The sequence below is a fragment of the Rhizobium sp. ARZ01 genome (assembly GCF_014851675.1).
GTDB lineage: Bacteria > Pseudomonadota > Alphaproteobacteria > Rhizobiales > Rhizobiaceae > Mycoplana.
In genome coordinates this window covers 2,644,827-2,667,053 of the sequence record NZ_JACVAE010000001.1, presented here as the reverse complement: position 1 = coordinate 2,667,053, position 22,227 = coordinate 2,644,827, and the positions used below count along the sequence as shown (strand labels likewise).

Genomic DNA, 22,227 nt, shown 5'->3' with positions numbered 1-22,227 from the left:
ATATGTTGCGAGACCTTCACACTGCGACTCAGGTGCGGCTTCCCGCCAGCTTCTCGGCGATGTCGCCCAGCGCTTTCTGTGCCCTTCGCTCGGAGGGGTAGATGTCCAGAAAACGCTCCCAGGCCTCGAGCGCCAGCTCGTCGCGGCCATAGCTCGTGAGAATCATCGCCATGCCCGCGATGGCGCCGAAATGGCGCGGTTCGATGGCAAGCACGCGGTTGATGTCAGACATCGACTTCCGGTAGTTGCCGAGCTTGTAGTGCAGTGTGGCGCGCTGGTTCCAGCCTTCGACATAGCCCGGGGAAAGCTGGATGACTTCGTCAAGATAGTCGAATGCGGCGGTGTCCTTGTTGTCCGCCATCGCCTTGTCTGCCTGCTGCATCAGCAGGTTGACTGTAGCGCTGCCGGAATCGCGCCACTCCGCCCTTATGCTGTCGGAGATCAGCTTTGCCTTGTCCGGGTCACCTTCGTGCTTCAATTCGGCAAAAAGCGTGTTCAGCCGCTCCGCAGGGGTCGTGAAAACCGGTTGGTTCTCTGGCGTTGCGACGGCTTGCGAATCCTGGGCGAAGGCCGTGCTGGGCACAAGCATCGACAAGATGGCGTAGAAAACGAAAAAGCGCATGCGGTTATGCTAAACCGCATGCGCTTGAAAGCAAACTGCTATCTTTCGACAGGCAGAAAAGCCTGCGCTCAACCCTGGCGGGCCTTGAAGCGCGGGTTCGACTTGTTGATGATGTAGATGCGGCCCTTGCGGCGAACCAGACGGTTTTCGCGATGACGGGTCTTGAGCGACTTGAGCGAATTCTTGATCTTCATTTCTTTGATCCGCGATGCTGGGGACGAAAAGAATCCGCCCGAAATCTTGTCAATTAAAAACGCGCCATTTAGGGCGCGCTCTCAGGTTGGCGTTCGTGTAACTGCTCATCCGGTTCCTGTCAACCGTTTGGCGGGCGTTTTGGCGTCCGCGCCCCGCGATTTCCACGGCGCGCCGTAGCGTATTTCTCAGCGCAGTTCCGTCACATGGCCCATCTTGCGGCCGGGGCGCGACTCACTCTTGCCGTAGAGGTGCACGAGCACATCCGGTGTCTTGAGCCAGGCCGGTACGTTTGCAATGTCATCGCCAATCAGGTTCTGCATTACGCAGTCTGAATGGCGGCGGCCGTCGCCGAGCGGCAGGCCTGCAACGGCGCGCATGTGCTGTTCGAACTGCGAGATGACGCAGGCTGCTTCCGTCCAGTGACCGGAATTGTGCACCCGCGGCGCCATTTCGTTTGCCACCAGTTGGCCGTCGCCGAGCACGAAGAACTCGACGCCGATGACGCCGGCGTAACCCAGTCGGTCGAGAATGGCGCGCGCGGCCCGCCTTGCCTGATCCGCAGTCGCCTCGTGGATGGCGGCCGGCACCGTGGAGGTGTGCAATATACCGTCGCGATGGACGTTCTCGGCCGGGTCGTAACAAACGATCGTCCCGTCCTGCGCGCGGGCGGCAATGATCGAGATCTCCCGTTCGAAGGCGATCAATCCCTCAAGGATGAGCGGCACGGAACCGAGCGCTTCGAAAGCGCCGCTCCTGTCTTCGACCGGCGAACGGAACATCCGTTGACCCTTGCCGTCATAGCCCAGACGCCGGGTCTTCACGACGCCAATGCCTCCGAAAGAGTCCAGCCCTGTTTCCAGATCCGCCTGGCTGTCGACGGCGGCAAACGGGGCGGTCGCGATCCCGCATTCGTTGAGGAACTGCTTTTCCACTAAGCGGTCCTGCGAAACCTCCAGCGCCTTGGGCGGAGGGAACACCGGCACCGACTGCACCAGTCGCTCGGCGGCGACAACCGGGACGTTTTCAAATTCGTAAGTGACGACGTCGCAGCGCTCCGCCAGCTCCTCGAGCGCAGCCGGATCGTCATAGGCCGCGACGATCTGGGCATTGGCCACTTGCGCCGCCGGGCAATCGGCCTGCGGCTCAAGAATGATGGTGCGGATGCCCAGTCGTGCGGCCGCGATGGCAAGCATGCGGCCAAGCTGTCCGCCGCCGATGATTCCGATCGTACCGACGCTCATAGCGGGCCATCCACCGGGTAGTCGGCCACCGATGCGCTCTGGTTCTCACGCCATTCGTCGAGCCGAAGCGCGAGTTCCGGATCGGAGAGGGCGAGGACGGCTGTCGCAAGCAGAGCGGCGTTGACGGCGCCCGCCTTGCCGATGGCGAGCGTGCCAACTGGGATGCCGGCTGGCATCTGCACGATCGAAAGCAGGCTGTCCTGGCCGGAAAGAGCCTTGGACTGGACGGGGACGCCGAAGACCGGCAGCGACGTCATTGCGGCGATCATGCCCGGCAGATGCGCAGCGCCACCGGCGCCTGCGATGATGACCTTGAAACCCTCCGAGCGAGCGTTCTTGGCAAATTGGTACAGCCGATCCGGGGTGCGGTGGGCGGAGACGATTCGCGCCTCGTAGTCCACTTCCAGTGCATCCAGCGTATCGGCGGCGTTCTTCATCGTCTCCCAGTCGGATTGGCTACCCATGACAATGGCGACGGGGGGCGTTTGCGGTGTCTTCACTGCGCTTTCCGTTTCAGGCGATGATATCGGGAATGATCTGGTCCTCGATCTTGGAGATCCGGTCCTTGATCACGAGCTTCTTCTTCTTCATGCGCTGCACTCGCAAGGCGTCGCAGCCTACCTGGATCATGGCATTGATGGCAGCGTCGTAATCCTCGTGTTCCTGGCGCAGCCGGGCCATTGCCAATCGCAGTTCCGCCTGTTCCTGGTCTGCCATGCTTTCATTCCCCATCCCTAACGATGGCGCGCTATGTCCGCCATTCGCATTCAGTAAGAACGCTGCTCCTATCACGAAATGAGGGTCTACGGGAAGTTATACTCCGCGACGTTTTCACCTTCGACAAATGAAAAATGGCATGGCAAACTCCGCCTGTTGCAGCCTGGACACCAGACGCGAAAGCGTCCGGGTGCGAACAAATGGAAGGAACTGTCACATGTCGATTGAGGCTCACCTTGCCACGCTTGAAAAGAAGCACTTCGCCCTTGAAGAAGAGCTTCACGAAGCGATGACCCGCCCGTCTTCGGAGGACGAGATTATCGCCGACATCAAGCGACGGAAGCTGCGCATCAAGGACGAGATCGAGAGACTGCGCTCGTCAACGAATTGATTGGACAGGAGTTTTTCCAAAGAGCAGTTGAATTGGGGTGCCGCGCCCCGTCGTGGTAAGACATGACAAAGGCGAGCTGAAAGGCTTCCAAAGCCAACTTTATGTCCCGGTTGCCGCGAGGCCACCGGGATATTTTGTTTGATGTGGCTGATGTTGGCTGAGGGCAGTTGGGTTGTGTCGGACTGCTCAGCTCCAAAATTGATCGAGCCAGAAATTGAGCCGGTTGAACCCTGCCGAATTGATCGCGTAGACACGGCGCGTGCCCTTGGAGGTCACGCTGACGAGATTGCAATCCAGGAGGGCCTTCAGGTGTTGTGAAACGGCAGGGCGGCTGATCGGCAAACCCTGCGACAGCTCGTTGACCGTCTTCGGCGCGCGCCGCAATTCCTCCAGCAAAAACCGGCGGTTCGGGTCGGCAATCGCAGCGAAAGGATCCGGGGTCACCATGGAAAAAAGCTACGGCATGGCGGAACGAACGACAAGCGTTTTGTGCGCTGCCGCATGAAATGTGGGCGGTGCACCCGGCCTACACCAGTGACGCAATCCCGTCATAGGCAAGCTTAAGGCCGGCCATGAGCGCCATCGTATACATGAACGGGTAGAACACTTCGGGCTTCATACGCTTGACCAGATAGCCGCCGATTGCGGTGGCCGCCATGGCGAGGGGGGCAAGCGTTGCGGAGATCGTCAGGTTGGTCGTGTCGAGTTGTCCCAGTGCGAAATAAGGGGCGAGCTTGACCGCGTTCAGGATGGCGAAGTAGCGCACCGCCGCCCCGGTATAGTCGCGCGGCGGGAGCTTCAGCGGCAGGGCGTAGACCTGAAACGGCGCGCCGCCGGCATGGGCGACGAAGCTGCCGTACCCGGCAAGCGTGCCGAAAAAGGCTGCCGGGCCGACCCGCTGGTGCTTCGGGGCAGCGACGATGCCGCGCCGGATGCGCCATTGGATGTAGAAGTAACGTAGCGCGAAGAAGATGGTGATTGCGCCGATGATCAGGCGCAGCGCGTCGCGCTGAACATAGGCCGAGGTCGCCCAGCCGAGCGCGATGCCGAGGATGCCGCCGGGCAACAGGAATTGAAGCGTGCGCCGGTCGTTGTGCTTGCGCCAGATCCAGAGCGAGACCACATCGCTTGCCACGAGAATCGGCAACAGTATCGCGGCGGCTTGCACGGGGGGAACCGCCATGGCAAGGATGGGCACGCCCATCAGCGCCAGCGCCTCGCCCAACCCGCCCTTGGTGAGCCCTACTAGGATGACGGCGGGGACAGCGGCGAAGTAGATGCTGGGGTCGATGGACATGCGGGCGATTGATCCGTTTGTGCAACCGGTCTATCGGCTTTGGCAGGACATTGCGAGTGGGCCCACGCCTTCCGCAGAGAATTCAGACGAAATGGAAGTTCGATGACTGGAACCGAGAACCGCTGCCGCCTCATGTTGATCTTGCCTGAGGGCAATGACATCGCCGCGCGCCAGACGATGCTGGAAGATGCGCTGCGCGGCGGGGACGTCGCATCGGTGGTGCTGCCCCAATACGGGCTTGAGGATGGCCTCTTCCAGAAGCATGCCGAAGCGCTGGTGCCGGTGGTCCAGAAAGCCGGTGCCGCAGCCCTGATCGAAGGGGACACGCGTGTCGCCGGACGCGCCAAGGCCGACGGCATTCATATTGCCGGCGGTTTCGATGCGTTGGCGGAGGCGATGGAGAAACATTCGCCGAAGCTCATTGTCGGCGGCGGAAACGCCAAGGACCGACATGGGGCGCTGGGAATGGGCGACCTTGCACCGGACTATATCTTCTTCGGCAAGGTCGGCGGCGACATCAAGCCAGAGGCGCATCCGAAAAACCTCGCGCTGGCCGAATGGTGGGCGTCCATGGTGGAGGTTCCGTGCGTGGTCATGGGCGGCACCGATCCGCAATCCGCGCTCGCCGTGGCGGAAACTGGAGCCGAGTTTGTCGCGCTTTGCCAGGCTGTGTTTGCCGAACCCCAGAATGCCGCGCAGGTGGTCGCCACAGTCAATGCGCTGCTTGACGAAAAAGCGCCACGGTTCGAGGATTAAAGGCGAACGCATGACGAGGGCTTCCGATCTTTGGCCGTTGCGGCTGTCTACATTTCTGTGCTGCGCGCTTTGCGCCGGTGTGCCGCTGGCGCACGCGGAGGAAGCGCCGAAGCAGAACGTTACCCAGCAACTGCCGGCCGGCGCAGCCGAGAACGGCAAGGCCAGCGCATCGGACGCCGATAAGGCAAACGCCACCAGCGGTGAAGCCGACAAGGCGGCGCCGGCCACCCCGCCCGGCGTCACGCCTCAGACCGGATCAGCGCCTGTCGAGGCTCCGAAGGCTTCCGCGCCACCGATGGGCGGTGATGACAACGCTGATGCTCTCGACGAGCCGGCTCCCGATGAACGCACATCCCGTCTCCTTGCGCCGGTCGATGGTGCCAGTTCGGCGAACCGCATCTCCGCCAAGGGCGCAAATGATGCGGGCAAGGAGAAGGGTTTGCAGGCGCCTTCGGAGGGGCTGACCGTTCTCGATCGTATGGGGGCTCCCCTGCCTGATCTGCCTTCGGAAAAGGCTTATACCGGCAAGGTGGATGAAGCCTATGGCGCCTACCAGCGCGGCTTCTATCTGACCGCGATGGAACTCGCTCTGCCGCGTGCGCAGGCCGGCGATGCCGCCGCCCAGACTTTGGTGGCCCAGCTTTTCGACCAGGGACTCGGCGTCAAGCGCGACCGCAAGGAGGCGACTTTCTGGTACGGGGAGGCGGCAAAAGGCGGTGACCCGGCAGGCATGTTCAAGTATGCGCTGTTGTTGATCGAGGGGCGGAGCGTTCCGCGTGACCGCAAGAAGGCCGACGAATACATGAAGAAGGCGGCGGACGCCGGAAACCCTTCGGCACAGTTCAACTACGGCCAGATCCTCGTCGCCGACACGCCCGGCGAGAAGGGGCTTCGCGCCGCGATACCCTACTATGAGAAGGCGGCCGAGCAGGGTATTGCGGATGCGCAATATGCTCTGTCGCAGATCTACACCAATCTCGAGGGCTTGCCGCCGGAGAAGATGAAGCGCGCGCGCGAATGGCTGCTACGTGCAGCACGTGCCGGATATGACACCGCCCAGCTCGATCTTGGCATCTGGCTCGTCAACGGCGTTGCCGGCGAAAAGGACTATGAGGCGGGCTTCAACTGGCTGAAGCGGGCGGCAGACGCGGGCAACGTCGTGGCGCAGAACCGGCTGGCCTATCTCTACATCAATGCGCTCGGAACAAAATCGGACCCCATCGAGGCGGGGAAGTGGTTCGTCCTGTCGCGCCGCGCCGGACTGAACGACGATGGGCTGGAGGACTTTTATCTCGGCCTGACCGACGAGCAGCAGAAGGCGGCTATCGCTGCCGCCAACAAGTTCCGCCGGCACTGACCAGCAGAGCCCTGCGCCCGGCGAATGGCTGGACACCTCTTGCTAGACTTGAACTTTGAAGGGATTTGTGGTCTTGAGGCCGCTCATTCCGGTTCCCGATCCTGTCGATTGCGCGGAGCCGGAAAACTCTCTACGGAACTCTCATGAAAATCAGCGGCAGCGAAATCAAGCCGGGCAATTTGATCGAACACAATGGCGGTCTATGGGCGGCGGTAAAGTGCAACACCGTCAAGCCCGGCAAGGGCGGGGCCTTCAACCAGGTCGAGTTGAAGAACCTGATCGACGGCACCAAGCTCAACGAGCGGTTCCGCTCGTCGGAGACAGTCGAGCGCGTCGAACTCGAGAAGAAGGACTTCCAGTTCCTGTTCGAGCAGGGCGAGGGGCTCGTCTTCATGGATGTCGACACCTATGACCAGCTCGAACTGCAGAAGGAATTCGTCGGCGACCGCGCCGCCTTCCTGCAGGACGGGATGATGGTCACGGTCCAGCTCTACGACGACAAGCCGATCGGCGTCTCATTGCCCGACCAGGTGGTACTTGCGGTCGCTGAAGCCGATCCGGTGGTGAAGGGACAGACGGCGGCGTCGTCCTACAAGCCGGCCATCCTGGAAAACGGCGTACGTGTGCTCGTTCCGCCTTTCATCGAGGCGGGCGAACGCGTTCTCGTCGATACCAACGAAATCACCTATCTTCGCCGCGCCGATTGACACCGATATCCGCCGGTCGAGGCAACCGAGACGTGGTTGCCCGCCGGACATCTGACAAGGACAAGCCCCGATGGCTCGCTCAGCTCTTCTCAACGTGATGGTTCAAGCCGCCTTCAAGGCCGGCAAGTCACTCGCCCGTGATTTTGGCGAGGTGCAGAACCTGCAGGTCTCGCTGAAGGGGCCGGGCGACTATGTTTCCCAGGCGGACCGCAAGGCCGAGAAGCTGATCCGCGAGGAGCTCCTCAAGGCGCGGCCGACTTATGGTTTCCTTGGCGAAGAGAGCGAGGAGATCAAGGGTACCGACGGCGCGCACCGCTGGATCGTGGACCCGCTCGACGGTACGACCAACTTCCTGCACGGTATTCCCTGCTTCGCCTCGTCGATCGCGCTGGAACGCAATGGCGAGATCGTCGCTGCCGTCGTGCTCAATCCGGCGACCGACGAGCTTTATACCGCTGAAAAGGGCGGCGGCGCCTTCCTCAACGACCGTCGCCTGCGCGTGGCTGCGCGCAAGGAGCTGTCGGACTGCGTGATCGGCTGCGGTGTGCCGCACCTGGGGCGCGGCAATCACGGCAAGTTCCTGGTCGAGCTGCGTCACACCATGGGCGAAGCAGCTGGTATCCGACGGATGGGAGCTGCTGCCCTCGATCTCGCCTTTGTCGCCGCCGGCCGCTTCGACGGCTTCTGGGAGCGCGACCTTTCGGCATGGGACATCGCAGCTGGAATTCTCCTGATCCGCGAGGCCGGTGGCTTCGTCAGCGATCTCAATGGCGGCAACGCCATGCTCGAAACGGGCACCGTCGTGGCCGGCAACGAGCACATCCACAGGGCGCTTTCCGAAGTCCTGCACCGTCCGGTCCCGACGCGATAGGGCAAGATCGACCGCCCCCAGCGGGCGGTGCGTTATAGCATTTGCGGTGCCGTTGGCGTGCGGCGCCGCCCGGGTGGCCTCGGGCGGCGGAAACCGCTGCGCCGAGGATTGCTGTGCACTGTGCAGCGTAAGGTGACGGGCAACCTCTTCAATTCGGCGCAATCTTCCTCTAGGCTTTCATCGTCGTGAAGCAGGAGATGCGGGGATTATGGCAAAGCTGGCGCTGTCGGGTTGGGAGGGGCCGGCCGAGATCGGGGAAGACTATCCCCACAAACTGTCGAGTCCGATGCCGTTCTTCTGGACCATGGTGATCTTCCTGATCATCGTCGGTTTCGTGGCGGCAATTCTGTTTCGTCAGGCACATTCCGCCTTTGTCAGCAACCCCGGCCTCAACGGCCTGATAATCGGCGTTTTGCTGATCGGCATCCTGCTCGTTTTCAGTCATGTGCTTTCGCTCCGGCCGGAGGTGCGTTGGTTCAACTCGTTCCGTGCCGCCGGCAGCGCCGAGAAGGTCGGTCGCGATCCCGTCCTGCTTGCGCCGATGCGTGCGCTGATCGGCAAGCATCATTCGGTCGCGATCTCGACGACAGCACTGCGCTCGATCCTTGATTCGATCGCGACTCGCCTGGATGAATCGCGCGACACCTCGCGCTATCTCATCGGTTTGCTGGTCTTCCTCGGCCTGCTCGGCACCTTCTGGGGGCTGCTCGGCACGATCGGCTCGATCAACACCGTCATCCAGTCGCTCGACGCCGGTGCCGGAACGGCAAACGACGTGCTTACCGCCCTGAAAGACGGATTGTCCGCGCCGCTTTCCGGCATGGGGACCGCCTTTTCTACCTCGCTGTTCGGTCTCTCCGGCTCGTTGATTCTCGGCTTCCTAGATCTCCAGGCCGGGCGCGCGCAGAACCGCTTTTACATGGAGCTTGAAAACTGGCTGTCGTCCGTTACGGACGTTTCCTCGGAGCTTTCACCGGTTCTGGCGGTAGACAGCGGCGACGCGGCGGATGTCAAGGCACTCGCCGACCAGATCCTGAAGCTTGCTCAGGATGGTGGGCACAGCCGCTCTACGGCAGCCATGGCGAGCCTTGCGGAAGGTATTCAGGGGCTCGTCAAGAACATGCGCAGCGAACAGCAGATGCTGCGCGACTGGATCGAGGCGCAACAGGACGAGGCCAAGGCCCTGCGCCGTACGCTCGACCGGCTGGCGGCGCGGACAAGCGATCTCAAGGGCGAACGGTCTTCCGACAGGGGGCATGACAAAGAGCGCCTGAACGACCAGGCCGGGGGCGAGTGACCCATGGCGCTTGCACGCAACCGTCGTTCGCACCGGGTCGTCGACTACTGGCCGGGCTTCGTCGATGCGCTTTCGACGCTGCTGCTCGCGATCATGTTCCTGCTTTGCGTCTTCGTGCTCGCGCAATTTTTCCTGAGCCGTGAGATCACTGGCAAGGACGAGGTGCTCGATCGACTGACGAGTCAGGTCAACGAGCTGACACAGCTTCTGGCGCTGGAGAAGAGCGGCAAGCAGGATCTCGAGGATACGCTGGTCAACCTTCAGGCCTCGCTTGCCGAGTCGGAGGGAGAGCGGTCGCGGTTGCAGCAAATGCTGACCCAGGGTGCCGGCGCCTCGGAAGCCGCCAACACACAGATTTCCTCTCTCAACGAATCGCTTGACGCAGAGAAGCAGGTGAGCGCCCGCGCGATGAGCCAGATCGAGCTGCTCAACCAGCAAATTGCGGCCCTTCGAAGCCAGATCGCCGCGGTCGAAGGCGCGCTGCAAGCCTCTGAAGCCAAAGACCAGGCATCGCAGGCCAAGATCACCGATCTCGGTCGGCGTCTCAACGTCGCGCTTGCCCAGCGCGTTCAGGAACTGAACCGCTATCGGTCCGACTTCTTCGGACGCCTGCGGGAAATCCTGTCGGACCGTGAAAACATCCGAATTGTCGGCGACCGCTTCGTGTTCCAGTCGGAAGTACTCTTTCCCTCCGGCAGCAGCGAACTGAACCCCGATGGCCAGACGGAAATGGCCAAGCTTGCGACCGCACTGCTTGATCTCGCCAAGGAGATCCCGCCGGAGATCAACTGGGTGCTGCGGGTCGACGGCCACACCGACAACGTTCCCCTTTCGGGAACGGGGCGATATGCTGATAACTGGGAGCTCTCCTCGGCGCGTGCGACATCCGTCGTCAAGTTTCTGATTTCGCAAGGCGTACCCGCCGATCGCCTCGTCGCCGCCGGCTTCGGCGAATTCCAGCCACTGACCCCGAGCGACAGCGACCAGGCCCGCGCCACGAACAGGCGCATCGAGCTGAAGCTGACGGAGAAGTAACAAGGCGGCTGGGCTGCGGGGGCCAGTTGTTCTTTCGGCCGCACACATTTCTTTGTGCGGCCAACGCCATCTGAAAACGAACCATGACTCCCTTGGGCGGGACAAGCGGGCACCGATGTGATTCCGCCAGCACCGTATTTCCGCATTGCCCTTACGCTGACGTATGCGTAACTTCACGCTGGGGAAGTGCTTGGGAGGGCATGGATGGATTGCGATGTGCTGGTGATCGGCGCGGGGCTGGCAGGCCTCGTTGCCGCGGCGGAGGCGGTGGAACGGGGCCTGCGGGTAACGGTTGTCGATCAGGAGGGAGAGCAGAACCTCGGCGGGCAGGCGTTCTGGTCGCTGGGCGGGCTGTTCTTCGTAGACAGTCCCGAACAGAGGCGCATGCGTATTCGCGACAGCCGCGAGCTTGCTCACCAGGATTGGCACGGGTCGGCCCAATTCGATCGCCCTGAGGACCATTGGCCGCGGCTTTGGGCGGAGGCCTATCTCGATTTCGCTGCCGGTGAAAAGCGCGCCTGGCTGCATGCGCAGGGCATGCGCTGGTTTCCTGTGGTCGGCTGGGCGGAACGCGGCGGCAGCCTTGCATCCGGGCATGGCAATTCCGTTCCGCGGTTCCACGTGACCTGGGGAACCGGACCCGCGGTGCTTGCACCCTTCATCCGCCGGGTGCGGGAGGCGGAGGCCAAGGGTCGGCTTTCCTTCCGCTTTCGCCATCAGGTCGACCGGCTCATGACGAAGAACGGCGCCGTCGTCGGAGCGGAGGGGTCCGTCCTTACGGCGGATCCCGTCGAGCGCGGCCAGAAGAGTTCGCGGGAGGCTGTTGGTTCCTTTTCCATCTCGGCGGATGCCGTCGTCGTGACATCAGGCGGGATCGGCGGCAACCATGAACTGGTGCGACGGAACTGGCCGGTGGAGCGGCTTGGCGTGCCGCCGACCACGATGGTCAGTGGCGTGCCGCATCATGTCGACGGACGGATGCTTGCGATTGCCCAGGAGGCCAACGGCTCGGTCATCAACAGCGACCGCATGTGGCATTACGCCGAAGGCTTGCGCAACTGGGATCCCATCTGGCCGAACCACGGCATCCGCATTCTTCCGGGGCCGTCTTCGCTCTGGTTCGATGCGGATGGCAACCGTTTTGCTGCGCCCGCCATGCCGGGCTTCGACACGCTCGGGACGCTGAAGGCGATCAAGGCGACGGGACACGACTACAGCTGGTTCATCCTGACGAAGGCGATCATCAAGAAGGAGTTCGCGCTGTCAGGCTCGGAACAAAACCCGGATCTGACCGGCAAGAATATCCGCCTGCTCCTGAAGCGGCTCGGCAAGAACCCGCCCGGCCCGGTGCAATCGTTCATGGACAAGGGCGAGGATTTCGTCGTCCGCGACAACCTCGATGATCTGGTGGCGGCCATGAACGGGCTCACGGGAGAAGCGCGGCTCGACGCAGCCCACATTCGCGCCCAGATCGAGGCGCGTGACCGGGAGGTGGAGAACGCCTTCTCCAAGGACGCGCAGGTGACGGCCATTCGCGGAGCGCGCGGCTATCTCGGCGATCGGCTGATGCGTACCGCCAAGCCACACCGCATCCTCGACCCGAAGGCGGGACCGCTGATCGCCGTGCGCCTCAACCTTTTGACGCGCAAGACGCTCGGCGGCTTGCAGACCGATCTGTCTGCGCGCGTGCTGGAAACCTCAGGCAAGCCGGTGCCGGGTCTCTATGCCGCCGGTGAGGTGGCAGGTTTCGGCGGCGGCGGGCTGCACGGCTACAACGCGCTCGAGGGAACCTTCCTCGGCGGCTGCATCTTTTCCGGGCGTGTCGCCGGCCGCAGCGCCTGTGCCTAGAGGCTAGCTACTGCCCGGCAGCGGAAAACTCCTCCGCACCGTGGTCGAACTGCAGCCGCGCAAGCTTGGCATAGAGCCCACCCTGGCGGATGAGCGACTGGTGCGTGCCTTCCTCGACGATGCGGCCGTGATCCATGACCAGGATGCGATCGGCTTTCAGCACGGTCGCGAGCCGGTGGGCGATGACGATTGTGGTGCGATGGCCCATCAGCCCGTCCAGCGCCTTCTGCACGAGCTTCTCGCTTTCGGCGTCGAGCGCCGACGTCGCTTCGTCGAGCAGAAGCAGCGGGGCGTCCTTCAGGATCGCCCGCGCGATCGCGATGCGCTGCCGCTGGCCGCCTGAAAGCGTGATGCCGCGCTCGCCGACCATGGTGTCAAAGCCGTTGTCCAGTCGGTTGATGAACTCTTCCGCCTGTGCAGCCTTTGCGGCGGCGCGTACTTTCTCGGGCGATGCGCCCGGCATGCCGAAGGCGATGTTGTCAGCGACGGTGGAGGCGAAGATCGTCACGTCCTGCGGCACGATGGCGATGCGGCTGCGGATTTCTTCCGGATCGGCCGCGCAGAGATCGACGCCATCCAGCTTCACTACGCCGCTGACCGGATCGTAGAAGCGTAGGATCAGCGACAGGATCGTGCTCTTGCCGGCGCCGGAGGGGCCGACGACGGCGACCGTCTCGCCGGGCTTGATGGAGAACGTCAGGCCATTGAGGCTGCGATAGCCGGGGCGCGAGGGATAGGCGAAATGAACGTCGGAAAAGTCGAGCGCGCCGCGGGCTGGCACGGGGAGGGCAACCGGGTGCGCGGGTGCTGTGATCGCCGGCTTCTCGTCCAGGAGCTCCGTCAGGCGCTCCGCAGCGCCTGCTGCCTGCGACAGCTCGCCCCAGACTTCCGAGAGCGAGCCGAGGCTGCCTGCGGCAAAGACCGAGTAGAGTAGGAACTGGCCGAGCGTGCCGGCCGAGATGTGGCCGGAAAGCACGTCCTGCGCGCCGAACCACAGGACCGCCACGACACTGCCAAACACCATGGCGATGGCAAAGCCGGTCAGCAGCGAGCGGGCGAGGATCGCAGAGCGGGCCGCGCAGAAGGCGGCTTCCACGGCGTTGCCGAAACGGTCGCGTGCGGATTGTTCGGCATTAAAGGCCTGAACGGTGCGCGCTGCTCCGATCGCCTCGCCGGCATAGGCGGAGGCGGAGGCAAGCGTGTCCTGCGCCTGCCGTGAGCGGCGACGCACCGAGCGACCGAAGGCGACGAGGGGGAAGACAATGATCGGGATCGCTGCAAGGACGAGGCTCGAGAGCTTGGGGCTCGTATAGATCATCATCACGATGGCGCCGAGACACAGGATCAGGTTGCGCAGCGCAACCGACGCCGTCGCTCCGACGGCGGATTTAATTTGCGTCGTATCCGCCGTCAGCCGCGAGACGATCTCGCCGGACTGGTTCTGGTCAAAGAACGCCGGGGACAGGCGGGTCACGTGGTCGAACACTTCGCGGCGCAGATCCGAGACGATCCGCTCTCCGAGCGTGATGACGAAGAAATAGCGGAACGCACTGGCAAGGGCGAGGAGGATTGCCAGCGCCGCAAGCATCATGAAATAGGTATCGATGAAGCCGGCGTCGGACTCGGAAAAGCCGTGGTCGATCATGCGGCGCACGGCCATCGGGAGCGCCAGCGTCGTGACCGCTGCTGCGACGAGCGCGACGAGCGCGCCGGCGACGAGGCCGCGATAGCGGGCAAGATAGGGGAGAAGCGCTGCAAGCGGCCGGAGGGACTTGCGTTCGGTCTTGCGCTCCGCGCCGGCTTGGGTCTTTTTGCTCACGTCTACCTCATTTTCCGGTACGTTGCGGCACGAATTATCTTTCGGCTCTTGTTATCCCGCCGGCCTTCATGTATAGGCTCGCCATCGAATTGGGAAGCCGCTGGCCTAATCGGTCGCGGCTTCATTTACGTCTTTGACCCGGTTGCCGCAACCGATTGCGACAAATGGTCTCCGGAACATGCAGGAAGATTGTCATGAAGGCTGATATCCATCCCGACTACCACACCATCAAGGTCGTCATGACCGACGGTACCGAGTACGAGACCCGTTCGACCTGGGGTTCGGAAGGCGCGGTCATGAACCTCGAAATCGACCCGAAGTCGCACCCGGCCTGGACCGGCGGCAACCAGCAGCTCATGGACCGCGCCGGCCGCGTTTCCAAGTTCAAGAAGCGCTTCGAAGGCCTCGGCCTCTAAGCCGATCCGCTGTCGCGATTTTCGAAGCCCGGGCTGTCCCGGGCTTTTTTGTTGCCTGCAAGTGAATCAGAAATTACCGAGACGTGCTTAGCAACAAAAAACCCGGCCTGGGGGCCGGGTCATGATGTGTGCGCCGAAATGTACCTTCAGTTGTTGCCAAAGGCTGTCTGCAGCAAGTTGATCTGTGCTTGGACGCTATTCTGATTGTCCGGCACGAAGGTCTGGACATCCTGCGGGCGATACATTTCGCGGTCGAGCAGGGCGACGCGGTTCTGCAGGCGCAGCGAGCGTTCGATGAGGTCGCGGAAGGATTCCGGCAGCTCGTTCCAGCCGGGGGCTGCACGATCGACGTTGAAGCCGTCGAGGCGCACCTTGCTCTTTTCCGAAAGCACCTGGTCGCGCGTCATCTCGCCATTGTTGACGGCGCGCTGCAGCAGCAGCCAGGAGGCCATCTGCATCAGCCGGGTCGTCAGGCGCATCGATTCGGCGGCGTAGAGGACGGAGGCCATGCGCGGCAGGACCTTGGCGGCCTGGCGGCCCTGGCCGTCTAGATAGCTCGCCGTCTCCTCGACCAGTCCCATGCCCTCTGCGTAGAGGTTCTTGAACTGCGACGACGTTGCGACGTGGCCAGCGAAGCTGACGGTGTTCAATCCTCTTTCCGACATGGCCCCATTTTCCTGTTTAACGCGATCACAATTCTCGTGCAGGCAGAATGATCTGATAGCCCATTCCGCGCAAGAACGATCTTAAGGAAAGGTTAATCTCCACAATTCTGTACAACACCGTGAGGCGGGTGGATAGGAGACAAAAAAAGAGCCGCGGATAGCGGCTCTCAAGGTAAAACAGGGAGAAAATCAGACCCATTCCCCAAGCGGCGAAAATGTCTGAATCCGGAAAAGTCCGGATATGCGATTAATAGCTGATGACGCTTAATGGCCGGTTAACTGTATCGCCGAACTCGTGTCAATTGCTTCAGCCGAAGCAGAATTCTTAACGAAACAGACTCTCTGCCGCCGAGCGGCTGGCGCCTTTTCGGGTCTTTTCCTCCTCCAAGCGTGCGATCTCTTCTTTCAGGAGCGTGATGCGGCTTGCCAGTTCGTCCACCGAAAGCAGCGACAGATCGCAGCCGATCTCGTGTGCCACCTTTCTGATCGGCCTGTCGTCGTCAGAGATGCTCATCTTCCATCCTCCGTCGTCGGGTGCGAACCCGTATCGTGACCGTTATGGCTCGCGCGCGGGGAGAGGCGCAGGCTTTCCGGCGTCGTCAGCGTGCCGGGATTTGTATAGGCCTCGCGCGCGCTGGCGGGAAGGGCGGCGCGGCGGCGGCTGCGGAAAATCGCGTAGAGCGTGATCAAAAGGTGCGCGGCAAAGGTTACGAGGAAGAGGGCATACGGGCCGGTCGTCGACATGACAGGGCCGCCGAGCGTCGGGCCGATGATCGTGCCGATGCCGTAAAGCAGCAGCAGGCCGCCGGAGACTTTGACGAAGTCTTCCGGGCTTGCGAAGTCGTTCGCATGGCTGACGGCGATCGGGTAGAGAGCATTCGCCGCTGCGCCATAAAGGGCGATGACGATCAAAAGCGGAGTGACCGAGGCGGGCTGCAGCAGGAACATGAAAAGCCCGGAGACGGCTGCGACGGCTGAGAGCGCGGCCAGCACGTAGCGGCGGTCGACCCGGTCGGACACTCGGCCGGCCGGCAACTGCATGACGGCGCCGGCAAAGATGGTGACGCTCATCATCAGCGCGATCGTGCTTGCGGTCAGTCCGGCTTCGGCGCCAAAGACGGCACCGAGCGTGCCGAAGGCGCCATTGGCGATCCCGATCAGCACGATACCGACACAGGCCACCGGCGAGGTGCGAAACAGGGCGGGAATGTCGAGCCGGACTTGCTTCAGGGGTTGGGGGGAGGCGGCCGTCGAGAGTGTCGTCGGCAACATGGCCAGGCAATATAGGATGCCCGCGACCATGAAGAGGATGGGGGTTCCGATATCGCCGAGTGGCACCATCATCTGGCCGCCGACGACGCCGAACAGGGTGATGGCGATGTAGAGCGAGAAGATCGCGCCGCGGCTTTCATTCGTCGCCCGCTCGTTCAGCCAACTCTCAATGATCATCGAGGTGCCGGCGATCGAGAAGCCGGTGACGGCGCGCAGCGCCACCCACCAGATCGGATCGACGAGGATGCCGGTCAGAAGCGCGATGATGGCGATCAGTGAGGCAAAGCCGGAAAAGGCCCGTACATGGCCGATTCGCTTGACGACCTTGGGCGCCAGCAGGCAGCCAAGGACGAAGCCGCTCGCCCAGGATGTGCCGAGTAGGCCGAGAAGTGTGGTCGCATAGCCCTCGAGGGCGCCACGTACCGGTAGCAGCAGGCCGTGAAGGCCATTTCCGAGGAAGAGGAACAGGGTGCCGAGGAGAAGCGCGAAGACGGAGAGAAGGTTTTTTCGCATCGAATATCCCTGAAGCCTGCGACCGGAACGACTATGCCGACAAGCGCATGACTTCCAAAGCCAAATCTTGAAAAGAATCAAGTCTGAGCGTCGCGCCGTCGCAATGCCAACCCACGACTTGGAAAAGTGTCCGCGTTGTGACAGGAAGCGACAAAAGGGAACAGATCATGTCGAAAGTTCTTCCGCTCCTTCTCCTGGCTGTCATGGCGCTCCATCTGCTGCGCCCGATCGGGCTGCCCGGCCTGCGCCGCCGCCGGGACTTCTGGAAGATCGCCGTCGGCGCAATCGCGCTGATGATGCTGACAGTGCTGATCCGCCCCTGAGAGACCAGTGGCAATATCAAGGCCATCCGAGGAAGTCCGCCGCGCCATTTCGCCGGACAGGCGATGACGCCGCGGTTGATCTAGGCCCGGACGATGTCGGCGAACCCTTATCGTGGGCAAATGGCCAGGGGACTAACAGTTTCCCTCATCGTCATCGTCGCAAAATCGCAGAAGAGACAGCCGGCGAACAGCGTCGTGTCAACCATCTTTACTGCTTGCTCATAGTCCGACGTGGGTTCATTCTCAGGCTGATCCAGCCAGTGTGCCAAGACGAGAGGTCAGGCACTGCAACGCTCAGTCTCAAGCTCGGCAGCATCGGAAAGGCCGAGCACGATTTGCCCCTGGAACTGGGCATGCCGCCCAACGTAGGCCCGATATCCAAGGACTTGTGCTGCTGCTTTTCCTGACCTCCCTGCAGCGAGGAGGGGTGCCTATGACTGTGCACTATGTCGACCGTCCGCTACGACCGGGTGACCGCGCTCCGAATTTCGTGCTTGATGCGATCTCAAGTGAGGGGAAGATCGCTCTTGATGATTTCCGCGGCCGCAGCCCGCTTCTCATCGGTTTGTTTCGAGGCCTGCACTGTCCATTCTGCCGGCGCTATGTCGCAGCGATGGCGCAGCTCACTCCGACCTTGCGCGAGAAAGGTATCGAGTCGCTGGCTGTGGTAAACACCCCGGTCGAACGCGCGCGACTCTATTTTCGTTACCAGCCGATACCCGAGCTTCTTGCTGCGTCCGATCCGGAGCGGGTTTCGAATCGCGCCTTCGGCCTGCCCATCCTCGAGTTCACACAGGATGAGACCGATTGGCCACATAAGGTCGGAATGGACGTAGTCACGGCAATGCGGGTCGATCGGCCAGAATTGCCCGAACCGATGAACCCGCCCGCGGCAGGTGACTTTCTCAATGAGAAGGACCGCTACGAATTCACAAGCGCCGATCAACAGGTGAGCTTGTCCGGCCACATGCAGCTTGTCGGTCATTTCCTGCTCGATCGCGATGGCGTGGTGCGCTGGAGCTTCACGGAAGCCGACGACCAAGGTCGGAATGTTTGCCGGCCGTTGAGCCCCGAGGAGTTGATGTCGGCAGCGTCCCAAGTCGCACAGTGACAACGAAAGAGCCCCTGACCACTACCGCGTGGGTACCCACCGTGGTCTCGGCCATCACCGAAGGGAAATATCTGCGTTGCCCAGAGCCGCCGATGCCGCACTTCCGATCGACCAGTAGAAGCTGTTGGCGAGGCCGGCCCAGTCGATAGCGCCAGCGGGGCGCCCGGCCGGTGCATCCTCATTGTTCACCATGAACGTATAGCACTAGGACTTCTTCCGGCCGGGGAAGAAATTGGCGTCGTTCGAAAGTGAAGGGATGACGTCCGGAAGCTTCACTTGCTGACGCGGCTGCAACCCGTTCGTCACTCTTCCGCCCCAAGTTTTGGTGTGTCCATCTGATTTCCGAGGCAACGTTTGAGATGACCTGCCCGCTATTCGGCAACCTTTACAGGTTTATCGCCTGATGCTACACGCAGTGAGGGCGCGACCGCGCCTGCGCCAGATTAGGGACCATCTCATGCGTCTGATCCGTTAGCGAAGCTCATCGATGAAGTGATGTGCATCGACACGCCGGCTTACCGGCCGCCTTGTTGCGTCCTTCTCAAATGCAATCGCAACGGAACAAGCGCCGCAAGGCGCAGAGATGGAGTAATCCTATGATGAATTCTTTTGACGCCGGCAAAGCGGAGCGCGGTGCCTTTTCTGTCGACGGCTTCGACCTGCAGTATCGGATCGAGGGCCAAGGTCCGCCGCTGCTCGTGGTTGGCAGCGCGGTTTACTATCCTCGAACCTTTTCGGCCGCTCTGCGCGATCATTTTCGCCTGATCTTCTTCGACCACCGCGGCTTTGCCAGATGCCACCGTGAGGTGACTCCGGCAGACGCCGAACTGTCTCGGATCGTGCAAGATGTCGATCGGTTTCGGGCTTATCTCGGCCTGGATCGGGTCGATATACTCGGGCACTCCGGCCACGGTTACATGGCGCTCGAATATGCGCGCGCCTACCCCGAGAGGGTCGGGCGGACGGTTGCGGTTGCAACCGGGCCGAGCCACGCGCCGCATCACATGGCGGTGGCCGAGCAACTGTGGCAGGAACTGGCCGCGCCCGAACGCAAGCGCATCTTCGATGCCGACATGGCGCAATTGCCTGCAGATATCGCGGCAGATCCGCAGGGACGCTTCATCCACATGTGCATCCGGTTGGGCGCGCGGAGCTGGTTCGATCCGCGGTTCGATGCTCGACCGCTCTGGGAGGGCGTTCACGTCAACATGCCGATCTTCGACAGGTTGTGGGGCGAGACCTTCCGCGATCTGGATACGGAAGCCTTGCTGGCGGGGATCAGTGCACCGGTGCTCCTGGCACTCGGACGCTTCGACTATCTCGTCGCCCCCGCAGAAACATGGAACGCCCATCGGGATTTTGCGCGTGACTTGACGGTGCGGCTCTTCGAAAGAAGCGCGCACACACCGCAACTGGAGGAGAGCACTGAGTTCGATCGGGTGCTCGTGGAATTCCTGGCCCGGTAGCCGGGGATTGCCGTGGCGGGAAATGGTCTCGCCACGGCGCTTTGCTTTGATTTCGATAGAAGCCGCAGCCAGCGCGTGTCGCTTGGCAACGTATCTGGCGTGGCCTACAATCTGAACTTCGCTGGAGACAAGACTGCGATGCCGTCGAGTTTCAACGTCAACAGTGCGGACGGCTATGAGAAGCTGATGGGGCGCTGGAGCAAGAAGCTCGCGCCGCTACTGATTGACTTTGCAGGGTTGGCGGACGGAGAGCGGGTGCTTGATGTTGGCTGCGGGACAGGAAGCCTGACGTTTGCCCTTGCGAAGGCAGCGGACCTCGAGGAGATCGTAGCCGTCGACTACTCGCCGGTCTTCGTCGAAGAGGCGAAACGGCGCAACACGAATTCCCGGATCACCGTTCAGCAGGCAGACGCCTGCGCGCTTCCATTCCCGGATCGGTACTTTGATCGGGCGATGGCGCTGCTTGTTCTTCATTTCGTGCCCGAGGCCGATAGGGCTCTTGCCGAGATGTGCAGGGTCGTGCGGCCGGGCGGGGTGGTGGCTGCGACCGTATGGGATCACTTTGGCGGCATGCCGGGCATGCGGCTGATGTGGGATACGTTGGCAATGCTGGACGAGACGGCGCAACTGTTGCGACGCCAGTATTGCTTTCAGCCGATGATGCGGCCCGGTGAAATGAAACACAGCTTCATCGCGCACGGACTCGCGGACGTGGAGGAAACTTCACTGCTGATCCGGATGGAATATCAGTCTTTCGAAGACTATTGGGACCCTATCGCTGCCGGCGAAGGTCCGCTCGGAAAGTACGTTGCTGCACTCGACGGGGCGCGGCGGACATTGGTTGACGCTGCCGTAAGGGCCGCCTACGAGGCGGGCGAGAGCGACGGCCCGAGGTCATTTTCTGCCGTGGCTTGGGCATGTCGTGGCATCTTACCGGCCACAGCGTGACGCGCCGTCGAGTCGGCGAAATGGTTCAGACTGTCCCACAGGAATCAAAGAGGGCCACCCTTCGGCGGCCCTCCATGAGGTTTGGCCCTGTGATAGGCCCGGACCGATGGGTCCGAGGAAGGTGAGGACTTCAGAACGAGGGCTGCCTCGTTGCTGCCACCACAATTCCCATTGCCGTCACGAGGTCCGAAATCTCATTAGACATTGGATCACCTTCCTTTCTGTTCGTTGACGATAACAGAGATGTAGGTCGAAGAAACAGAAGCGCAAGGGTCGGCTTACGCATCTCGCCAGTTTGACGACGGGCCTGTCGAAATCACGCTGCCTGTTCCAGTTCCTTCTTCCACTCGCCTTTTGCCGCGAGGCTGCACATCTTCGCACGGTGGATGAAGGCGCGCTGCCCGGCGGCGACGTTCTCCGGCTTGCCGCTCCAGGCGGCGAGCGCCTCGGCCTGCAGCGCGCGGCCATAGGAGAAAGTGACGCGCCAGGGCAGGCTGCCGATGGCGTTGATGGCCGAAAGATGCGCGGTCGCCTCTTCCGTCGACTGCCCGCCGGAAAGGAAGGCAATGCCGGGCACGGCGGCGGGGACGGTGCGTTTCAGCACGCGGACGGTTCGCTCCGCGACTTCCTGGACGGACGCCTTGCGAGCCTTCTTGCCGTCGATGACCATGGAGGGCTTCAGGATCATGCCTTCGAGACGGACGCGCTGGTCGGCCAGTTCCTCGAACGTGATGCGCAGGGTTTCCTCGGTCACTTCCTGCGAACGTTCGATCGTATGCGTGCCCGGTTCGCCGTCCATCAGCACCTCCGGCTCGACGATCGGCACGATGCCGGCCTCCTGGCAGAGGGCGGCGTAGCGGGCGAGCGCCTGAGAATTGGCCTTGATCGCGCCGTAGCTCGGCAGCGTATCGGAGATGGCGACGACGGCGCGCCATTTGGCAAAGCGTGCACCAGCCTCATAGTATTTTGCCAGCCGGTCGCGCAGACCATCAAGACCCTCGGTGATCGTTTCCCCGGGGAAGTTCGCCATGGGCTTCGCGCCGGCATCAACCTTGATGCCGGGAACCGCGCCTGCGGCCCTGATAATCTCGACAAGCGGCCGGCCGTCGTCGGTCTTCTGGAACAAGGTTTCCTCGTAGAGGATGACGCCAGAGATGTAGGAACGCATCGCCTCGTCGGCGGTAAACAGCATCTGGCGATAGTCCCGGCGGGAGGTCTCGGTGGATTCCACCCCAATGCTGTCGAGGCGCTTCTTGATGGTGGCGGTGGATTCGTCGGCGGCGAGCAGCCCCTTGCCGGGTGCGACCATGGCGGCGGCAATGTCTTCCAGTCTTTCCTTCATGCCTTCCTCCCGAAGTGT

At 62.2% G+C, this 22,227-nt stretch carries 25 protein-coding genes and 1 pseudogene; 13 read left to right on the top strand and 13 right to left on the bottom strand.

The window, feature by feature from the left end; translation table 11 throughout:
- Positions 1 to 28 precede the first annotated feature (28 nt).
- From IB238_RS12720 to IB238_RS12700, 5 genes are all read right to left on the bottom strand, one after another.
- Positions 29 to 622: a hypothetical protein gene (locus IB238_RS12720; protein ID WP_192246726.1), complete on the bottom strand. Its 594-nt coding sequence runs from the start codon at positions 620 to 622 to the stop codon at positions 29 to 31.
- Between the two features lie 68 nt (positions 623 to 690).
- Positions 691 to 816, bottom strand: coding sequence for a type B 50S ribosomal protein L36 (gene ykgO, locus IB238_RS12715; protein ID WP_034806120.1), 126 nt, complete (start codon positions 814 to 816; stop codon positions 691 to 693).
- A 186-nt stretch (positions 817 to 1,002) separates the two neighbouring features.
- On the bottom strand, positions 1,003 to 2,058 hold the full coding sequence (locus IB238_RS12710; RefSeq protein ID WP_192246724.1) for a 5-(carboxyamino)imidazole ribonucleotide synthase: 1,056 nt from the start codon (positions 2,056 to 2,058) through the stop codon (positions 1,003 to 1,005).
- The gene (gene purE / locus IB238_RS12705; RefSeq protein ID WP_192247757.1) at positions 2,055 to 2,522 is read right to left on the bottom strand and encodes a 5-(carboxyamino)imidazole ribonucleotide mutase; all 468 of its coding nucleotides are present in this window, start codon (positions 2,520 to 2,522) and stop codon (positions 2,055 to 2,057) included. The genes IB238_RS12710 and purE overlap by 4 nt, the downstream gene beginning before the upstream one ends.
- A gap of 49 nt (positions 2,523 to 2,571) precedes the next feature.
- Positions 2,572 to 2,775, bottom strand: coding sequence for a YdcH family protein (locus IB238_RS12700; RefSeq protein ID WP_192246722.1), 204 nt, complete (start codon positions 2,773 to 2,775; stop codon positions 2,572 to 2,574).
- Between the two features lie 217 nt (positions 2,776 to 2,992).
- On the opposite strand from IB238_RS12700, the gene IB238_RS12695 reads away from it, so the two are divergent.
- Positions 2,993 to 3,166 (top strand): DUF465 domain-containing protein, encoded by a 174-nt coding sequence (locus IB238_RS12695; protein WP_192246720.1) that lies wholly within the window; start codon positions 2,993 to 2,995, stop codon positions 3,164 to 3,166.
- A 186-nt stretch (positions 3,167 to 3,352) separates the two neighbouring features.
- Here the strand turns inward: IB238_RS12695 and IB238_RS12690 are convergent, their stop codons facing one another.
- Together IB238_RS12690 and IB238_RS12685 are read right to left on the bottom strand one after the other, a co-directional pair.
- Positions 3,353 to 3,613 carry a metalloregulator ArsR/SmtB family transcription factor gene (locus tag IB238_RS12690; protein WP_192246718.1) on the bottom strand — a complete coding sequence of 87 codons (261 nt, stop codon included), beginning with the start codon at positions 3,611 to 3,613 and terminating at the stop codon, positions 3,353 to 3,355.
- Positions 3,614 to 3,692: 79 nt separating this feature from the next.
- Positions 3,693 to 4,463 carry a sulfite exporter TauE/SafE family protein gene (locus tag IB238_RS12685; protein ID WP_192246716.1) on the bottom strand — a complete coding sequence of 257 codons (771 nt, stop codon included), beginning with the start codon at positions 4,461 to 4,463 and terminating at the stop codon, positions 3,693 to 3,695.
- A 102-nt stretch (positions 4,464 to 4,565) separates the two neighbouring features.
- Between IB238_RS12685 and IB238_RS12680 the strand changes: the two genes are divergently transcribed.
- From IB238_RS12680 to IB238_RS12650, 7 genes are all read left to right on the top strand, one after another.
- On the top strand, positions 4,566 to 5,219 hold the full coding sequence (locus tag IB238_RS12680; protein WP_192246714.1) for a thiamine phosphate synthase: 654 nt from the start codon (positions 4,566 to 4,568) through the stop codon (positions 5,217 to 5,219).
- Between the two features lie 10 nt (positions 5,220 to 5,229).
- Entirely contained in the window at positions 5,230 to 6,576 is a 1,347-nt protein-coding gene (locus IB238_RS12675) for a tetratricopeptide repeat protein (protein ID WP_192246712.1), read from the top strand.
- 143 nt (positions 6,577 to 6,719) lie between these two features.
- On the top strand, positions 6,720 to 7,283 hold the full coding sequence (gene efp / locus IB238_RS12670) for an elongation factor P (RefSeq protein ID WP_192246709.1): 564 nt from the start codon (positions 6,720 to 6,722) through the stop codon (positions 7,281 to 7,283).
- Positions 7,284 to 7,353: 70 nt separating this feature from the next.
- Complete coding sequence (locus tag IB238_RS12665) at positions 7,354 to 8,154, top strand: inositol monophosphatase family protein (RefSeq protein ID WP_192246707.1); 801 nt, start codon at positions 7,354 to 7,356, stop codon at positions 8,152 to 8,154.
- Positions 8,155 to 8,362: 208 nt separating this feature from the next.
- The gene (locus IB238_RS12660; protein ID WP_192246705.1) at positions 8,363 to 9,451 is read left to right on the top strand and encodes a MotA/TolQ/ExbB proton channel family protein; all 1,089 of its coding nucleotides are present in this window, start codon (positions 8,363 to 8,365) and stop codon (positions 9,449 to 9,451) included.
- A 3-nt stretch (positions 9,452 to 9,454) separates the two neighbouring features.
- Entirely contained in the window at positions 9,455 to 10,486 is a 1,032-nt protein-coding gene (locus IB238_RS12655; RefSeq protein ID WP_192246703.1) for a peptidoglycan -binding protein, read from the top strand.
- 204 nt (positions 10,487 to 10,690) lie between these two features.
- Complete coding sequence (locus IB238_RS12650) at positions 10,691 to 12,334, top strand: FAD-binding dehydrogenase (RefSeq protein ID WP_192246701.1); 1,644 nt, start codon at positions 10,691 to 10,693, stop codon at positions 12,332 to 12,334.
- A 7-nt stretch (positions 12,335 to 12,341) separates the two neighbouring features.
- On the opposite strand, the gene IB238_RS12645 is transcribed toward IB238_RS12650, so the two are convergent.
- A complete protein-coding gene (locus tag IB238_RS12645; protein WP_192246699.1) occupies positions 12,342 to 14,153 on the bottom strand; it encodes an ABC transporter transmembrane domain-containing protein in 1,812 nt (603 codons plus the stop codon).
- Positions 14,154 to 14,347: 194 nt separating this feature from the next.
- Here IB238_RS12645 and rpmE point away from each other — a divergent pair, with 194 nt between their 5' ends.
- Complete coding sequence (gene rpmE, locus IB238_RS12640; protein WP_192246697.1) at positions 14,348 to 14,569, top strand: 50S ribosomal protein L31; 222 nt, start codon at positions 14,348 to 14,350, stop codon at positions 14,567 to 14,569.
- Positions 14,570 to 14,715: 146 nt separating this feature from the next.
- Here the strand turns inward: rpmE and IB238_RS12635 are convergent, their stop codons facing one another.
- The 3 genes from IB238_RS12635 to IB238_RS12625 form a co-directional block, all read right to left on the bottom strand.
- Positions 14,716 to 15,234: a DUF1465 family protein gene (locus IB238_RS12635; protein ID WP_192246695.1), complete on the bottom strand. Its 519-nt coding sequence runs from the start codon at positions 15,232 to 15,234 to the stop codon at positions 14,716 to 14,718.
- Between the two features lie 325 nt (positions 15,235 to 15,559).
- Positions 15,560 to 15,748 (bottom strand): DUF1192 domain-containing protein, encoded by a 189-nt coding sequence (locus IB238_RS12630; RefSeq protein WP_192246693.1) that lies wholly within the window; start codon positions 15,746 to 15,748, stop codon positions 15,560 to 15,562.
- A complete protein-coding gene (locus tag IB238_RS12625) occupies positions 15,745 to 17,019 on the bottom strand; it encodes an MFS transporter (protein ID WP_192246691.1) in 1,275 nt (424 codons plus the stop codon). Before IB238_RS12625 ends, IB238_RS12630 begins: the two co-directional genes overlap by 4 nt.
- Before the next feature lie 167 nt (positions 17,020 to 17,186).
- Between IB238_RS12625 and IB238_RS12620 the strand changes: the two genes are divergently transcribed.
- Positions 17,187 to 17,342, top strand: a complete 156-nt coding sequence (locus IB238_RS12620) for a hypothetical protein (RefSeq protein ID WP_192246689.1) — start codon at positions 17,187 to 17,189, stop codon at positions 17,340 to 17,342.
- 433 nt (positions 17,343 to 17,775) lie between these two features.
- The gene (locus IB238_RS12615; protein ID WP_192247754.1) at positions 17,776 to 18,453 is read left to right on the top strand and encodes a peroxiredoxin-like family protein; all 678 of its coding nucleotides are present in this window, start codon (positions 17,776 to 17,778) and stop codon (positions 18,451 to 18,453) included.
- Between the two features lie 53 nt (positions 18,454 to 18,506).
- Here IB238_RS12615 and IB238_RS24580 read toward each other — a convergent pair.
- Positions 18,507 to 18,723 (bottom strand): annotated as a pseudogene (locus tag IB238_RS24580) (1,4-butanediol diacrylate esterase); the annotation flags it as partial.
- A gap of 326 nt (positions 18,724 to 19,049) precedes the next feature.
- Here IB238_RS24580 and IB238_RS12610 point away from each other — a divergent pair.
- A complete protein-coding gene (locus tag IB238_RS12610) occupies positions 19,050 to 19,919 on the top strand; it encodes an alpha/beta hydrolase (RefSeq protein WP_210333486.1) in 870 nt (289 codons plus the stop codon).
- 138 nt (positions 19,920 to 20,057) lie between these two features.
- Complete coding sequence (locus IB238_RS12605; RefSeq protein WP_192247748.1) at positions 20,058 to 20,867, top strand: class I SAM-dependent methyltransferase; 810 nt, start codon at positions 20,058 to 20,060, stop codon at positions 20,865 to 20,867.
- 316 nt (positions 20,868 to 21,183) lie between these two features.
- On the opposite strand, the gene IB238_RS12600 is transcribed toward IB238_RS12605, so the two are convergent.
- A complete protein-coding gene (locus IB238_RS12600; RefSeq protein WP_192246687.1) occupies positions 21,184 to 22,209 on the bottom strand; it encodes a class I fructose-bisphosphate aldolase in 1,026 nt (341 codons plus the stop codon).
- Between the last annotated feature and the right edge of the window lie 18 nt (positions 22,210 to 22,227).